Origin of the sequence: Leisingera aquaemixtae, from assembly GCF_019801145.1 — a bacterium.
GTDB lineage: Bacteria > Pseudomonadota > Alphaproteobacteria > Rhodobacterales > Rhodobacteraceae > Leisingera > Leisingera aquaemixtae_A.
Genome location: NZ_JAHVJQ010000001.1, coordinates 41,879 through 57,893, shown reverse-complemented (window position 1 = coordinate 57,893; position 16,015 = coordinate 41,879). Strand labels below are relative to the sequence as shown.

The following is a 16,015-nucleotide window of genomic DNA, read 5'->3' as shown; positions in this document are numbered from 1 at the left end:
ATGTTGGACACCGCTGCAAACCGCCCCGAATTGCCCGCCGAAATCGCGCGGCGCCGGACCTTTGCGATCATCTCGCATCCGGACGCCGGCAAGACCACGCTGACTGAAAAGTTCCTGCTCTATGGCGGTGCGATTCAGATGGCCGGCCAGGTGCGCGCCAAGGGCGAGGCGCGGCGCACGCGCTCGGACTTCATGCAGATGGAGAAGGACCGTGGGATCTCTGTCTCAGCGTCTGCAATGTCGTTTGATTTCAGCGGCTTCCGTTTCAACCTGGTGGACACGCCCGGCCACTCGGACTTTTCCGAGGACACCTACCGCACGCTGACGGCGGTGGATGCGGCGGTGATGGTGATCGACGGCGCAAAGGGTGTGGAAAGCCAGACCCAGAAGCTGTTCGAGGTCTGCCGCCTGCGCGACCTGCCGATCCTGACCTTCTGTAACAAGATGGACCGCGAAAGCCGCGACACCTTCGAGATCATCGACGAAATCCAGGAGATGCTGGCGATCGACGTGACCCCAGCCAGCTGGCCGATCGGCGTCGGGCGCGATTTCATCGGCTGCTATGACATGCTGCGCGACCGGCTGGAACTGATGGACCGCGCCGACCGCAACAAGGTGGCGGAAAGCATCGCGATTGAGGGCCTGGACGACCCCAAGCTGGCCGAGCACGTGCCTGCGCATCTGCTGGACAAACTCTTGGAAGAGGTCGAGATGGCGCGCGAGCTGCTGCCCAGCTTAGACCCGCAGTCGGTGCTTGAGGGCCACATGACCCCGATCTGGTTCGGCTCCGCCATCAACTCCTTCGGCGTCAAGGAACTGATGGACGGCATCGGCAAATACGGCCCCGAGCCGCAGCCGCAGTCAGCCGAGCCGCGCCAGGTCAGCCCGGAGGAAAAGAAAGTCGCCGGTTTCGTGTTCAAGGTTCAGGCCAACATGGACCCCAAGCACCGCGACCGGGTGGCCTTTGTGCGGATGGCCTCGGGCCACTTCAAGCGCGGCATGAAACTGACCCATGTGCGCACCAAGAAACCGATGGCGGTGTCGAACCCGGTGCTGTTCCTGGCCTCCGACCGGGAACTGGCGGAGGAAGCCTGGGCTGGCGACATCATCGGCATCCCCAACCACGGCCAGCTGCGCATCGGCGACACGCTGACCGAGGGCGAGGCGATCCGCGTGACCGGCATCCCGTCGTTTGCGCCGGAACTGCTGCAGGGCGTGCGCGCGGGCGACCCGATGAAAGCCAAGCACCTGGAAAAGGCGCTGATGCAGTTCGCCGAGGAAGGCGCTGCCAAGGTGTTCAAACCCTCGATCGGCTCCGGCTTCATCGTCGGCGTTGTGGGCCAGCTGCAGTTCGAGGTTCTGGCCAGCCGGATCGAGATGGAATACGGGCTGCCGGTTCGGTTTGAGGCAAGCCAGTTCACCTCCGCCCGCTGGGTCAGCGGTGACAAGGCGGCGGTGGACAAGTTCATCAACGCCAACAAGCAGCACATTGCCCATGACCACGACGGCGACATCGTCTATCTGACCCGCCTGCAATGGGACATCGACCGGGTGGTACGGGATTACCCCGAGCTGAATTTGACAGCGACCAAGGAAATGATGGTCTGATTGAAACGCCCGGATCACCCGGGCGTTTTTCTTTGCGGGGCTTGCGCTTTTCCCTGCCTGCGGAAATGGTTGGGGCAATCAGCAGGGCAAGAGGCAGGCAATGGCGGACCGGGATGTCAAATGGGGCATCGTCAGCACCATCAAGGCTGACGCCAGGACGGTTCTGGATTTTGCCGCCTACCACCTCGACCTGGGCGCCCACCGGCTGCACATCTATCTGGATGAACCCAACCCCGAAGCCTATGCGCATCTGAAGCAGCACCCCAAGGTGCGGGTCACAGTCTGCGACAGCGCCTATTGGAAACGGCATGACAGGAACCGCCCCGCCAAGCACCAGTTCCGCCAGACGCTGAACGCCACCCACGCCTATGAGCGGATCCAGACGGATTGGGTCGCCCATATCGACGCGGATGAGTTTCTGTGGCCGGAAACGGATCTGGGGCAGATGCTGGCCGCCCTGCCCGGCGGCATCCAGAGCGCCCGGGTGCGCCCGGTCGAAGCGCTGGCGGGCCGGGACGGGGAATTCAAGGCGATGGTGCCAAAAGGGCCGGACCGCGAAACCGAGGTGCGCGCGCTCTACCCGGCTTTTGGCAGTTTCCTCAAAGGCGGCTTTCTGAGCCATACCACCGGAAAGGTCTTTGCCAGGACCGGCCTGTCAAACGCCGAGCTGCGCATCCACAATTTGTTTCTGGACGGCGAGAAGGCCGCCGCTACCTGCGAGCTGGATCAGGCGGACCTGTGCCATTGCCACGCCGCCAGCTGGGAGCACTGGCAGTCCGTCTACCGGTTCCGACTGCAGCGCGGCTCCTACCGGCCCGGGCTGAGTGCCGGCTTTTCCCGGCTGCTCGGCGGGCTCAGCGCGCATGAGCTGCTGTCGCTGATCGAAGAGGAGCACGGGGCCGAGGGCCTGCGCGGATTCTTCGACGAGGTCAGCGCGCGGGACCCCGATGTCTACCGCAAGCTGCAGAACCGCGGGCTGCTGAGGATTCGCCGCCTCGGCCTGGAGGAGAAACGGCAAAAACACTTCCCCGGTTTTGGCTGATTTGTTTCCATTTTGCCCATCCCGGGAACGAAAACCTTGTAAAATCCGCCATTAATTGACCTGCGCACGGGATTTTGCTATGCCCCGCCACGAGCCGGCAGCTGCCACACCGCATGACCTTTTGCGGAGCCGGCTGCAACACACACGCGCGGGCCAGGTCAGTGTCCGCAATCACGGATGCATATGACAAAATTCACCGATCTGAACCTTAATCCCAAGGTCCTCAAGGCTATTGAGGAAGCCGGGTACGAAAACCCCACTCCGATTCAGGCAGGGGCCATCCCGCCGGCGCTGGAGGGTCGTGATGTACTGGGAATCGCCCAGACCGGCACCGGCAAAACCGCGTCGTTCACGCTGCCGATGATCACGCTTCTGGCCCGCGGCCGCGCCCGCGCCCGGATGCCGCGCAGCCTGGTCTTGTGCCCCACCCGCGAGCTGGCCGCCCAGGTGGCGGAAAACTTCGACACCTATGCCAAGCATGTGAAGCTCACCAAGGCGCTGCTGATCGGCGGTGTGTCCTTCAAGGAGCAGGACGCGCTGATCGACAAGGGCGTCGACGTTCTGATCGCCACCCCGGGCCGCCTGCTGGACCATTTCGAGCGCGGCAAGCTCTTGCTGACCGGCGTGCAGATCATGGTGGTGGACGAGGCCGACCGGATGCTTGACATGGGCTTCATCCCGGATATCGAGCGCATCTTCTCGCTAACGCCGTTCACCCGCCAGACCCTGTTTTTCTCGGCCACCATGGCGCCGGAGATCGAACGGATCACCAACACGTTCCTGTCCGGCCCTGCCCGTATCGAAGTGGCCCGCCAGGCCACCGCGTCGGAGACCATCGAACAGGCCGTGGTGCAGTTCAAGGCATCGCGCCGCGACCGCGAGGGCAGCGAAAAGCGCAAGGTGCTGCGGGCGCTGATCGACGCCGAGGGCGACAAGCTGACCAACGGCATCATCTTCTGCAACCGCAAGACGGATGTGGATATCTGCGCGAAATCGCTCAAGAAATACGGCTATGACGCGGCCGCGATCCACGGCGATCTGGATCAGAGCCAGCGCACCAGAACCCTGGACGCCTTCCGTGAAGGGTCGTTGCGCATCCTGGTGGCCTCGGATGTGGCGGCCCGCGGCCTGGACGTGCCGAGCGTCAGCCATGTGTTCAATTTCGACGTGCCCGGCCATGCCGAGGACTATGTCCACCGCATCGGCCGCACCGGCCGCGCCGGCCGCGAGGGCAAGGCGATCACCATCTGCATTCCGCGCGACGACAAGGCGCTGGATGCGGTGGAAAAGCTGATCCAGAAGGAAATCCCGCGCCTGGAGAACCCGGTCAAGCCGGAACCCAAGCGGGAAAAGCCCGCCCGGTCCGCCAAGCCGGAGGCTGAGGCCCGCGAGAGCCGCGAGCCCCGCACGGAAGACACCCGCGGCGGCCGCAAGGACGAGAAGCCCGCACAAAAGGTCGACCGGTCCACCTCGGGCCGCGGCAAGCACGGCAAGCGCGACGACAAGGTTGTGGTCGGCATGGGCGACCACCTGCCGAGCTTCATCGCCCTCAGCTTTGCAGAGCGCCGCGCCAGCTGATCCGGCCCCTCCGATGGAATTTGAGGCCGCCCCCCGGGGCGGCCTTTTTCGTGGCACCCGGCGCCGCGCACCATGCACAGGCAGCATGGCCACCTTTGCACTTGCAGCATAACGGGTCTTCGATCTTGGCCGGTGTCAGCCCGCCGCAACAGGCGTATAGGGTTCGCAACACTGAGAAACGCGCCATTGATGATGGGCCAAGCCATGAATACCAACGACACCAAAACCCTGACCATCTCCCAGTACCAGGCCATCGAAGCCCGCGCCCACGAACTGCGCGCCCAGGCCTTTGCCGCCATGATGCGCAGCCTGTTCCGCGCCGTTTTCAGCGCCCCGCGCAAAGTGGTCTCCTGCCCCAGCTGCGCCCGCCCGCTGCACGGCTGAGACGTCCGCCGCTCCCACTGGAGCTGCATCTGAATTGAAAACGCCGCGTGCCTCAGGGGCCGCGGCGTTTCTCATTTTCAAGCGGTGGCAGTTTGGGCCCGCTGCATCTTTGGTGCAGCCTGGGCCGGGCGGGAGAACCGCCCTGCCCTTCCGGCAGGATCAGCGCATGCGGCTGACCACCACCGTCACCTCCGGCTTCTTGCCGATTTCGGCCTGTGCGGTCTGGCGGGCGATGCGGCGCAGCTCCTGCTCCAGCTTGTCGTCGTCGCGCAGGGTTTTCGCACCGGCGCGCATCAGGAACTGGTTCAGATCCTCTTCCATCACCTCCACCAGCGCGGCCTTGGAGGTGCCGGTTTCCGGCAGCCCCTTGAGATCGCACCAGGGCTCGCCCAGCGGCTCGTCTTCCTCGTCCAGGATCACCGTCACCAGCACATGGCCGTTCAGCGCCATGCGGATGCGGTCGCGCACGATGCCGTCCAGCGCGCCGTATTTCACCGAACCGTCCAGATAGGTGCGGCCGGTCTCGATCCACTCGGTCACAGAGGGGGCATCGCCGGTCAAGTCCATCATCATGCCGTTCACGACCACTGCGCTGGCGATGCCCTTTTCCTCGCCCAGGCGGGCGTGCTGTCGCAGGTGGCGGTGCTCGCCATGCATCGGGATCAGCATCTTGGGCTTCAGCAGCTTGTGGACCGCTTCCAGGTCCGGGCGGTTGGCGTGGCCGGAGACGTGGTAGAGGCCGGAGCTGTCATCAACCACATCCACGCCCATTTCGGAGAACTGGTTGATGATGCGGATGACGCCCTTTTCGTTGCCCGGAATGGTCTTGGAGGAGAACAGGAACAGGTCGCCCTCCTTCAGCTCCAGCCCGCGGTACTTGCCGCGCGCCAGCTGCGCGGTGGCGGCGCGGCGCTCGCCCTGGCTGCCGGTGGTGATCAGCATCAGGTTTTCGCGCGGCACGTTGGCGGCGTCTTCCGGGCTGATCACCTTTGGGAAATCCACCAGCACGCCGGTTTCCACCGCGGCTTCGATCATCCGGCGCATTGCTCGGCCCAGCAGGACAACGGAGCGGCCCGCCTTCACCCCGGCTACGGCCAGGGTTTTCACCCGCGCCACGTTGGAGGCGAATGTGGTGGCCGCAACCAGGCCCCTAGCCTCGGAAAACAGCTTGGTGATTTCTTCCGGCAGTTCCGATTCCGAGCGGCCGGGGTGCTGGGAGAACACATTGGTGGAATCGCAGACCAGCGCCTGGATGCCGCCCTTGGCGATCTCCGCCCACATGTCCGGGTCGAAGGGCTCACCGACCAGGGGGTTTGCGTCCAGTTTGAAGTCGCCGGTGTGCACCACCCGACCCGCCGGGCTGTCGATCACCAGCCCGCCGCTTTCGGGGATCGAGTGGCTCATCGGCGCAACGCCGATGGTGAAGGGGCCAAGCTTTGTCACTTCGGGCCAGGCCTGCACAGTGTGCACGTTGGCCGGGTCGTGGCCTGCCTCTTCCATCTTGCGGCGCGCCAGGTTGGCGGTGAAGGCGCGGGCGTAGACCGGCACGTTCAGATGCCCATAAAGATGGGCAATCGCGCCGATGTGGTCCTCATGCCCGTGGGTGATGAAAATACCCTCCAGCCGGTCGGCGCGCTCCTTCAGCCAGGTAATGTCGGGCATGATCAGATCGACGCCCGGGGTGGTGTCCATGTCCGGGAAAGTCACGCCCAGGTCGACCAGGACCAGCCGTTCCTTGCCCTGCGGGCCGTAGCCGTAAACATAGGCGTTCATGCCAATTTCACCCGCCCCGCCGAGGGGCAGGTAGATCAATCTATCACTGCTCATGCGTCAGTACCGTTTTCCTTGTTGTATTTATGGATGATCTGCAGCCCATGCATGGTGAGATCATCCTCATATGCGTCAAACAGATCGGCAGATTGCTGGAACAAAGGCGCCAGCCCGCCGGTTGAGATTACTTTCATCGGCACCGCGCGCTCGGCCTTGATACGGGCGCAGATCTCGCGCACGAGGCCGACATAGCCCCAGAACACGCCGGACTGCATGCAGGCGACGGTGTTGGTTCCGATCACGTTCTGCGGCTTGGAAATGTCGACATGGGGCAGCGCGGCGGCGGCCTGGTGCAGCGCCTCCAAGCTGAGGTTCACGCCCGGCGCGATCACCCCGCCGACATAGGCGCCGTCTTCGGCCACCACGTCAAAGGTGGTGGCGGTGCCAAAGTCCACCACGATCAAGTTGCCGCCGTAGGTGTCGAAACCCGAGACCGTGTTGACCAGCCGGTCGGGGCCGACCGCGGTGCCCTCGTCCACCCGCACCGCAACGGGCAGCAGGCATTCGGGTTTGCCCACCACCAGCGGCCGGGTGTTGAAGTAGCGGTCCGCCAGCACACGCAGGTTGAACACCACCCGCGGCACGGTGGAGGAGATGATCATGTCGGTGATATCCGCCTCGATCCCCTGCAGCCGCATCAGCGTGTTGAGCCAGACGTAATACTGGTCGGCGGTGCGCTGCCATTCGGTGGCGGTGCGCCACATGCCGATGAACTTCTCGCCGTCATAGATCGAGAAGACGGTATTGGTATTGCCGCAATCAACTGCCAGAAGCATTGCTGCTCCTTCCTAGAAATAGATGTCCGCCGCGGGAATGCTGACGCGGCCCTTGGCGGTGTTTAGGACAAGGTTGCCGCTGGCGTCCACCGTTTCAAAGGTGCCTTCGGTCTCTGACGACGCGGTCTTGGCAGTGATTACCTCACCCAGCTTGGCCGCACGCGCGAGCCATTCGGTGCGGATCGGCTCGAACCCGTAGGTCGCGAACTGCTGCTCGTAGCGGGCAAAGGCCTCGGCCACGGCTTCCAGGAATTCCTCCGGCGTGACCTGCACGCCGGTCTCAGACAACAGCGACACAGGCCAGACTGCGCCGGGCTCCAGCCATTCCTTCATCGGGGTTTCCACCAGATTGACGCCGATGCCGACAAACAGGTGGTTGACCCCCTGCCCGTTGCCGGCGCTTTCCAGCAGGATGCCGGCCAGCTTGCCGCCCTTCAGCAGCACATCGTTGGGCCACTTCAGGGACAGCCCTTCGCTGCGGCCAGTGACCGCGACGCAGGCGTCATAGACCGCCAGTGCCGCCACAAAGCTGCGCAGCGCGGCCTGGTCCGGTGCGCCTTCGGGGCGCATCACCAGGGTGGCGGCGAAGTTGCCCTTGGGGTCCTTCCAGTCGCGGCCGCGGCGGCCGCGCCCCTGGGTTTGGCGCAGGGCCAGGATCCATTCCGGACCTGCCAGTTCCCCGGCGATGCGGGCTGCCTCATTCAGGGTGCTGTCCACCTCATCAAGCACCCGTTTTCCGTATCCTGCTGGCCAGCTCATCTGCAATCCTTAGAAAGTGCGAAAAGGCCCGGTCGCGTGACCGGGCCTTTCCAGCCTGCCTGAAAAGCAGATCAATTTACAAGGGTTGCTGCGGCGGCAGCGGCGGCGCCGTCGATGCCGAACTGGTAAACCACCCCCACCAGCATCAGCGCGGCAGAGGCCATCAGCGCCACGCCCAGAACCGGCGAGCCCTTGGCTTCCACTTCGTCCTCGCCGGTGCCGAAGTACATGTAGAAGACGATACGGATGTAGTAGAACGCACCGATGACGGAGGCCACGGCGGAGGCGATGACCAGGCCCATCAGGTCTGCAGCCACACCGGCCTGCCACACGCCCAGCTTGGCAAAGAAGCCCAGCATCGGCGGCACGCCTGCCAGCGAGAACATCAGGATCAGCACAGCCAGCGCCTTGCCCGGCTCGCGCGCAGCGAACTGGTTCAGGGCCAGGATGTCGGTCACCGGCTTGCCGTCTTTCTCCAGCATCAGGATGAAGGAGAAGGTGCCGATGTTCATGGTGACGTAGATCGCCAGGTAGACCAGCATCGCGGTGATGCCCTGCTCGGTGCCTGCCGCGAGGCCGATCATCGCATAGCCCATGTGGGCGATCGAGGAGAACGCCATCAGCCGCTTGATGTCGCGCTGGCCGATCGCCGCGATGGCGCCCAGGAACATCGACAGCACCGACAGCACCACGATGATCTGCTGCCAGTCGGAGACCGCGCCGCCGAAGGCGTCAAACAGAACGCGTGCAAACAGGCCCATGGCCGCAACTTTCGGCGCGGTGGCAAAGAAGGCGGTGACCGGGGTCGGCGAGCCTTCGTAGACGTCCGGGGTCCACATGTGGAACGGAACCGCCGAGACCTTGAACGCCATGCCGGAGATCATGAAGACCAGGCCGAACAGCATGCCGATGGACATATGGCCCTGCTCCGCCACCTGGATGATGCCCGCGAACTGAGTGGTGCCGGCAAAGCCGTAGACCAGCGAAGCGCCGTAGAGCAGCAGGCCGGAGGACAGCGCGCCCAGCACAAAGTACTTGAGGCCCGCCTCGGTCGACTTGACGCTGTCGCGGCGCATGGCGGCCACGACGTAGAGCGACAGCGATTGCAGCTCTAGCCCCATGTAGAGGGACATCAGGTCGCCGGCGGAGACCATCATCATCATGCCGACAGCGGCCAGCGCCACCAGGATCGGGAACTCGAACCGCAGGATGCCGCGGCGCGCCATGTAGTCCTGACCGATCAGCAGCACGGCGGACGCGCCCAGCAGCAGCGCCACCTTGGCAAAGCGCGAGAAGCCGTCGTCGATGAACATGCCGCCAAAGGCGGTCCTGGTGCCGTCCGGGCTGGAGGCGATCCAGAAAGCCAGCAGCGCCAGCAGCGCGGCCGTCGCCCAGACCATCGGCACCGCCAGCTTGTCCTTGCCGGTGTAGACGGCGCCGATCAGCGCCCCCATGGCGTAAAGCGCCAGAACGATCTCTGGCAGGATTACAGTAAGATCAGCTTGGATCATCTGCCTGATGCTCCCTTAGTGCGAAGCAATCTGGGTGGCTGCCGAGGTATCGGCCGCCGCCAGAGACTGGTTGAAGTTTGCGATCAGCGCCTCGGTCGAGGGGCCGATGATGTCGGTGACCAGCGCCGGGTAGACGCCCAGCAGCAGGGTCATCACGACCAGCGGCGCAAAGACAAAGCGTTCGCGCGCGGACATGTCCTTGATGCCCATCAGGCTGCCCTTGATCAGGTCGCCGAACACCACGCGGCGGTAGAGCCACAATGCGTAACCGGCCGAGAAGATCACGCCGGTTGCCGCCACCGCGGTCACCCAGGTGTTCTTCTGGAAGGTGCCCATCAGGGTCAGGAATTCACCGATGAAGCCCGAGGTGCCCGGCAGGCCGACGTTGCCCATGGTGAAGAACATGAAGACCAGCGCGTATGCGGGCATCCGGATCACCAGGCCGCCGTAGGCGTCGATGTCGCGGGTGTGCATGCGGTCATAGATGACGCCGACGCAAAGGAAGAGCGCGGCGGAGATGAAGCCGTGCGACAGCATCTGGAAGATGGCGCCGTCGATGCCCTGCTGGTTGGCGGCAAAGATGCCCATGGTGACAAAGCCCATGTGCGCAACCGAGGAATAGGCGATCAGCTTCTTCATGTCCTCCTGCACCATCGCCACCAGCGAGGTGTAGACCACCGCAATCGCGGACATCCACAGCACCACATCGGTCATCACGTCCGCGCCCACCGGGAACATCGGCAGGGAGAAGCGCAGGAAGCCGTAGCCGCCCATCTTCAGCAGGATCGCCGCCAGCACCACGGAGCCCGCTGTCGGCGCCTGCACGTGCGCGTCCGGCAGCCAGGTGTGCACCGGCCACATCGGCATCTTCACCGCAAAGGAGGCAAAGAAGGCGAGGAACATCAGCGTCTGGGCGCCGCCCAGCACATGGATGCCCAAGACGTCGAACGACGCCGCCGAGAAGCTGTGGGTCAGCAGGGTCTCGATATCGGTGGTGCCGGCATCCACATACATGAAGACCATCGCAACCAGCATCAGCACCGAGCCGAAGAAGGTGTAGAGGAAGAACTTGAAGGAGGCGTAGATCCGCTCCTTGCCGCCCCAGATACCGATGATCAGGAACATCGGAATGAGGCCCGCCTCGAAGAACAGGTAGAACAGCACCAGGTCCAGCGCCATGAAGACACCCAGCATCAGGGTCTCCAGGAGCAGGAAGGCGATCATATATTCCTTCACGCGGGCCGTGACCGACCAGCTGGCCAGGATGGTCAGCGGCATGATGAAGGTGGTCAGCATCACGAACAGAACCGAGATGCCGTCGACGCCCATCTTGTACTTGAGCCCGAAGATCCACTCCCGGTCCTCGACAAACTGGAAGCCGGTGTTGGCGGGATCGAACTCGAAATAGATGCCCAGGCTCACCAGGAAGGTGATCGTGGTGGCAAAGAGCGCAACAAACTTGGCGTTGCGCTGCGCCGCCCTATCCTCGCCGCGCAGGAACAGGGCCAGAATGGCCGCCGCGAGCGCCGGGATGAAGGTGACAATAGAAAGGAGATTGTCCATCAGTGCGTTCCTCCGCCGATCGACATCCAGGTGACCAGGGCTGCAATGCCCAGCACCATCCAGAAGGCATAAGTGAAGATGTAACCGGACTGCGCCCGGCCCGCGAGGCGGGTGAAGAAGGGAACAACGCCCATGGCCAGGCCGTTCAGGAAGCCGTCGATGGTGCTGCCATCGCCGCGTTTCCAGAAGAAGCGGCCGATGGCCACGGCCGGTTTGACAAAGATCACGTCATAGATTTCGTCAAAATACCATTTGTTGAGCAGGAACAGGTACAGCGGGCGCTGCTGCTGCGCCAGGCGCGCGGGTAGCGACGGGTTCCAGATGTAGAACCACAGCGCCAGGACCAGGCCGCCCAGCATTGCGACGAACGGGGACAGCTTCACCCATTTCGGCGCCGCATGGGCATCCTCCAGGATGTGGTTGTCCTTGCCGATGTACAGCGCGCCCTCGCCCGGCTTGCCGGCAAACACATAGTGGTGCTCGCCGCCATGTGCCGCGTCTTCGCCGTGCGCGGCCTCTTCACCGTGGCCGGCCTCTTCGCCATGTGCCGCAGCGGATGCTTCCGCCACCGGGATGCCGTAGAACTTGCCGACCTGATCAGCGTGGCCGAAGAAGCTGCTGTACCAGATCATGCCCGCGGTGACCGAACCCACCGCCAGCACACCGAGCGGCACCAGCATGGTCCAGGGGCTTTCATGGGCATGGTCATGGGTGTGCTTGTCGCCGCGCGCCTCGCCGTAGAAGGTCATGAAGATCAGGCGCCAGGAGTAGAAGGAGGTCATGAAGGCGGCGATCACCAGCGCCCAGAAGCCGAACATCGAGCCGCCCGCATAGGCGCTTTCGATGATGGCGTCCTTGGACACGAAGCCGGCAAAGCCAACCCAGCCGCTCAGCGGGATGCCAACACCGGTAATGGCCAGCGTACCGATCATCATCGCCCAGAAGGTATAGGGGATTTTCTTGCGCAGCGCGCCGTAGTTCCGCATGTCCTGCTCGTGATGCATGGCGTGGATCACCGAACCGGCGCCAAGGAACAGCATCGCCTTGAAGAAGGCGTGGGTGAACAGGTGGAACATCGCCGCCGAGTACATGCCGACGCCAGCCGCCACGAACATGTAGCCCAGCTGCGAGCATGTCGAATAGGCGATCACGCGCTTGATGTCGTTCTGAACCAGGCCCACGGTGGCCGCGAAGAAGGCAGTCGCAGCCCCCAGCACGGTGATGAAGGCCGCGGCCTCAGGCGCGAACTCGATCAGCGGCGACATGCGGCAGACCAGGAATACGCCCGCGGTCACCATGGTCGCCGCGTGGATCAGCGCCGACACCGGGGTCGGGCCTTCCATCGCGTCCGGCAGCCAGGTGTGCAGGATCAGCTGCGCCGATTTGCCCATCGCGCCGACAAACAGCAGGAAGGCCAGCAGGTTCGCCGCATTCCATTCGCTCCACAGGAAAGACACCTGGGTTTCCGCCAGCGTCGGGGCAGCGGCAAAGATGTCAGACAGGTTGATGCTGTCGGTCAGGAAGAACAGCCCGAAGATCCCCAGCGCAAAGCCGAAGTCGCCGACCCGGTTCACGATGAAGGCCTTCATCGCCGCTGCATTGGCGCTAGGCTTGCGGTAGTAGAAGCCGATCAGCAGGTAGGAGGCCACGCCCACGCCTTCCCAGCCGAAGAACATCTGCACCAGGTTGTCGGAGGTCACCAGCATCAGCATCGCGAAGGTGAAGAACGACAGATAGGCAAAGAAGCGCGGCTTGTAGCTTTCGCCCTCTTTCCACTGCGGGTCATGGTCCATGTAGCCGAAGGAATAGAGGTGCACGAGCGACGAGACCGTGGTGATCACGATCAGCATGATCGCGGTCAGCCGGTCCAGGCGGATCGCCCAGGAGGTCGACAGCGAGCCGCTTTCGATCCAGCGGAAAATCTCGATGTTCTGGGTCACCCCGTCAAACGACAGGAAGGTGATCCAGCTAAGCAGCGCCGCAAGGAACAAAAGCGCCGTAGCGGTCACGGTGGCGGCTTTCTCACCGATCATCTTGTGGCCGAAGCCGCAGATAACTGCGCCAACCAGCGGGGCAAAGAGGAGGATGGTTTCCATCGGTGTTAGCCCTTCATCACGTTGACGTCTTCCACGGCAATGGTGCCGCGGTTGCGGAAGAAGCAGACCAGGATCGCAAGGCCGATGGCGGCCTCTGCGGCGGCCACGGTCAGCACGAACAGGGTAAAGACCTGCCCCACCAGATCGCCCAGGAAGCTGGAGAAGGCGACCAGGTTGATGTTCACCGCCAAGAGCATCAGTTCGATGCTCATCAGCAGGATGATCACGTTCTTGCGGTTCAGGAAGAGCCCGAAGATGCCGATGACGAACAACGTCGCCGCGACGGTCAGATAATGTTCAAGTCCAATCATTGGATCACAGCCCCTGCCCCGGTTTCACATCCCTAAGCTCCATCGCGGCGGCCGGGTCGCGCATCATCTGCGCAACCACGTCCTGGCGCTTGACGTCGGTGCGGTGGCGCAGGGTCAGCACGATCGCGCCGATCATCGCCACCAGCAGGATCAGGCCCGCCAGCTGGAACAGAAGGAAATATTGGTCATAGATGATGAGGCCGAGCGCCTCGGTGTTGTGGCGGTCCGCAGGCACCGGATTGGCCAGCAGCTCCGGCGCCTTGTGCGCGGTTTCCCAGACGCCGAAGGCCATCACGAACTGCATCAGGATCACCAGGCCGATCAGCAGCGCCAGCGGCATGTATTTCGCCATCTCCGCTTTCAGCTCGGCAAAGTCGACGTCGATCATCATCACCACAAACAGGAACAGCACCGCGACCGCGCCCACGTAGACGATGACCAGCAGCATGGCGACGAACTCCGCCCCCAACAGCACAAACAGCCCGGCCGAGGAAAGGAAGGCCAGGATCAGCCACAGTACCGAATGCACCGGCTGGCGGCTGATCACGGTGAACAGCCCGCCGGTGATGGCGCTGATGGCGAAGAGGTAGAAGGCAAAAACGCTCATGTCTCATCGTCCCTTTTGTCGTCCATGACCGATTGCGCCAGATCCAGCGCCCGGTTCATGGCCGGAATGCCGGCAAACACCGACATCTGTCCGATCGTTTCCACGATCTCTTGTTTCTTGGCGCCGGCCGCGAGGGCGTGGCGCACGGTCTGGCGCACGGCACTGTCGGCCTGCGCGCCCTGCATTGTCAGCCCGGCCAGTGTCAGCAGCAGCCGGGTCTTGGCATCCAGCCCGTCCTTGTTGACGGTGTTGCCGAACATCATTTCCATGACCTCTTTGGGCATGGTGGGCCACAGCGCCTCGAACTCCTTGAAAGCCTCGGAGGGCGAGAAGTTCTCCAGCGCCGGGTTGAACGCCTTGGCCATCTGCTGGGCCTGGGCCATCATGGCCTCGAAAGGGTTCTTGGGGTCAGTCATCGGTACGGCGCGTCGATTTCCAGGTTGCGGGCGATCTCGGCTTCCCAGCGCTCCCCGTTCGAAAGCAGCTTCTCCTTGTCGTAGAACAGCTCCTCGCGGGTTTCGGTGGCGAATTCGAAGTTCGGGCCTTCGACAATCGCATCCACCGGGCAGGCTTCCTGGCAGAAGCCGCAGTAGATGCATTTGGTCATGTCGATGTCATAGCGCGTGGTGCGGCGGCTGCCGTCCTCGCGCGGCTCCGCGTCGATGGTGATCGCCTGCGCCGGGCAGACCGCTTCGCAAAGCTTGCAGGCAATGCAGCGCTCTTCGCCATTCGGATAGCGGCGCAGTGCGTGCTCGCCGCGGAAGCGGGGCGACAGCGGGCCCTTCTCGTGCGGGTAGTTCAGGGTGGCCTTGGGGGCGAAGAAATACTTCAGCCCCAGTTTGAAGCCGACCCAGAAATCCTGCAGCAGGAAGTATTTGGCGGCGCGGGTGTAGTCGATGTTCGCCATCAGTTAGCCTCCCACGGTCCAGCGGGCGAAGATGCCCCAGAACCAGTCAAATTTTGCAGCAAAGGACACGAAGACCACCCAGGCCAGCGAGAACGGCAGGAACACTTTCCAGCCCAGGCGCATCAGCTGGTCATAGCGGTAGCGCGGGGTGATCGCCTTCACCATTGCGAAGAGGAAGAAGAAGAACGCCATCTTGCCGACCATCCACAGGACGCCATCGGGCAGGCCCGGGATCGGGGACAGCCAGCCGCCGAAGAACAGCAGCGAGGTCAGCGCGCACATCAGGAAGATGGCGATGTACTCACCGGCCATGAACAGCAGGAACGGGGTCGCCGAATATTCCACCTGGTAGCCCGCGACCAGTTCAGATTCCGCTTCCGGCAGGTCGAACGGCGGCCGGTTGGTTTCCGCCAGCGCCGAGATGAAGAACAGGAAGACCATCGGGAAATGCGGGATCCAGTACCAGTTCAACAGGCCCAGATCGCCGTCCTGCGCGCGCACGATGTCGCCGAAGTTCATCGACCCGGTGGAGATAATCACACCGATGATGATGAGGCCGATGGAGACCTCATAGGAGATCATCTGTGCCGCGGAGCGCAGCGAGCCCAGGAACGGGTACTTCGAGTTCGACGCCCAGCCGCCCATGATCACGCCGTAGACCTCCAAGCTGGAGACCGCGAAGACATAGAGGATAGCGACGTTGATGTCAGAGAGCACCCAGCCGTCGTTGAAGGGGATCACCGCCCAGGCGATCATCGCCAGCACGAAAGAGGTCATCGGCGCCAGGATAAAGACGGTGCGGTCGGCGCCGGCCGGGATCACCACCTCTTTCACCACGTATTTCAGCGCATCGGCCACCGATTGCAGCAGGCCGTAGACGCCCACCACGTTCGGGCCCCGGCGCATCTGGACCGCGGCCCAGATCTTGCGGTCCCCGTAGACGAGGAACAGGAGCGAGATCATCACAAAGGCAACAACTGCAAGCACTTGCGCCAGGATCAGAACAGCGATGCCGCCTGGAGTGTTAAAGAAATCAGCCATAG

The 16,015-nt window shown here is 63.3% G+C and carries 15 protein-coding genes; 4 read left to right on the top strand and 11 right to left on the bottom strand.

The genetic code is table 11. The features are described 5' to 3' along the window. The 4 genes from KUW17_RS00275 to KUW17_RS00260 all read left to right on the top strand — a co-directional run bounded on the left by KUW17_RS00275 (position 1) and on the right by KUW17_RS00260 (position 4,612). The gene (locus tag KUW17_RS00275; RefSeq protein WP_222475073.1) at positions 1 to 1,608 is read left to right on the top strand and encodes a peptide chain release factor 3; all 1,608 of its coding nucleotides are present in this window, start codon (positions 1 to 3) and stop codon (positions 1,606 to 1,608) included. Between the two features lie 100 nt (positions 1,609 to 1,708). Further along, positions 1,709 to 2,650, top strand: a complete 942-nt coding sequence (locus tag KUW17_RS00270) for a glycosyltransferase family 2 protein (RefSeq protein WP_222475071.1) — start codon at positions 1,709 to 1,711, stop codon at positions 2,648 to 2,650. A 183-nt stretch (positions 2,651 to 2,833) separates the two neighbouring features. Then, positions 2,834 to 4,228, top strand: a complete 1,395-nt coding sequence (locus tag KUW17_RS00265; RefSeq protein ID WP_222475069.1) for a DEAD/DEAH box helicase — start codon at positions 2,834 to 2,836, stop codon at positions 4,226 to 4,228. Between the two features lie 204 nt (positions 4,229 to 4,432). Next, positions 4,433 to 4,612, top strand: a complete 180-nt coding sequence (locus KUW17_RS00260) for an RSP_7527 family protein (RefSeq protein ID WP_222475068.1) — start codon at positions 4,433 to 4,435, stop codon at positions 4,610 to 4,612. A gap of 159 nt (positions 4,613 to 4,771) precedes the next feature. On the opposite strand, the gene KUW17_RS00255 is transcribed toward KUW17_RS00260, so the two are convergent. From KUW17_RS00255 to nuoH, 11 genes are all read right to left on the bottom strand, one after another. Next, the gene (locus KUW17_RS00255; protein ID WP_222475067.1) at positions 4,772 to 6,439 is read right to left on the bottom strand and encodes a ribonuclease J; all 1,668 of its coding nucleotides are present in this window, start codon (positions 6,437 to 6,439) and stop codon (positions 4,772 to 4,774) included. Continuing rightward, on the bottom strand, positions 6,436 to 7,218 hold the full coding sequence (locus KUW17_RS00250) for a type III pantothenate kinase (RefSeq protein ID WP_222475066.1): 783 nt from the start codon (positions 7,216 to 7,218) through the stop codon (positions 6,436 to 6,438). Before KUW17_RS00250 ends, KUW17_RS00255 begins: the two co-directional genes overlap by 4 nt. Positions 7,219 to 7,230: 12 nt before the next feature. Further along, a complete protein-coding gene (locus KUW17_RS00245; RefSeq protein ID WP_222475065.1) occupies positions 7,231 to 7,977 on the bottom strand; it encodes a biotin--[acetyl-CoA-carboxylase] ligase in 747 nt (248 codons plus the stop codon). A gap of 71 nt (positions 7,978 to 8,048) precedes the next feature. Then, entirely contained in the window at positions 8,049 to 9,488 is a 1,440-nt protein-coding gene (gene nuoN / locus KUW17_RS00240) for an NADH-quinone oxidoreductase subunit NuoN (protein ID WP_222475064.1), read from the bottom strand. 15 nt (positions 9,489 to 9,503) lie between these two features. Next, complete coding sequence (locus tag KUW17_RS00235) at positions 9,504 to 11,051, bottom strand: NADH-quinone oxidoreductase subunit M (protein ID WP_222475062.1); 1,548 nt, start codon at positions 11,049 to 11,051, stop codon at positions 9,504 to 9,506. After that, positions 11,051 to 13,147: an NADH-quinone oxidoreductase subunit L gene (gene nuoL, locus KUW17_RS00230; RefSeq protein ID WP_222475060.1), complete on the bottom strand. Its 2,097-nt coding sequence runs from the start codon at positions 13,145 to 13,147 to the stop codon at positions 11,051 to 11,053. The genes KUW17_RS00235 and nuoL overlap by 1 nt, the downstream gene beginning before the upstream one ends. A 5-nt stretch (positions 13,148 to 13,152) precedes the next feature. Then, the gene (gene nuoK / locus KUW17_RS00225; protein ID WP_008553673.1) at positions 13,153 to 13,458 is read right to left on the bottom strand and encodes an NADH-quinone oxidoreductase subunit NuoK; all 306 of its coding nucleotides are present in this window, start codon (positions 13,456 to 13,458) and stop codon (positions 13,153 to 13,155) included. 4 nt (positions 13,459 to 13,462) lie between these two features. Then, positions 13,463 to 14,065 (bottom strand): NADH-quinone oxidoreductase subunit J, encoded by a 603-nt coding sequence (locus KUW17_RS00220; RefSeq protein WP_222475059.1) that lies wholly within the window; start codon positions 14,063 to 14,065, stop codon positions 13,463 to 13,465. Then, positions 14,062 to 14,481, bottom strand: a complete 420-nt coding sequence (locus tag KUW17_RS00215; protein WP_222475057.1) for a carboxymuconolactone decarboxylase family protein — start codon at positions 14,479 to 14,481, stop codon at positions 14,062 to 14,064. The genes KUW17_RS00220 and KUW17_RS00215 overlap by 4 nt, the downstream gene beginning before the upstream one ends. After that, positions 14,478 to 14,972: an NADH-quinone oxidoreductase subunit NuoI gene (gene nuoI, locus KUW17_RS00210; RefSeq protein ID WP_019295985.1), complete on the bottom strand. Its 495-nt coding sequence runs from the start codon at positions 14,970 to 14,972 to the stop codon at positions 14,478 to 14,480. The genes KUW17_RS00215 and nuoI overlap by 4 nt, the downstream gene beginning before the upstream one ends. A gap of 3 nt (positions 14,973 to 14,975) precedes the next feature. Continuing rightward, positions 14,976 to 16,013, bottom strand: a complete 1,038-nt coding sequence (gene nuoH, locus KUW17_RS00205) for an NADH-quinone oxidoreductase subunit NuoH (RefSeq protein ID WP_019295986.1) — start codon at positions 16,011 to 16,013, stop codon at positions 14,976 to 14,978. Between the last annotated feature and the right edge of the window lie 2 nt (positions 16,014 to 16,015).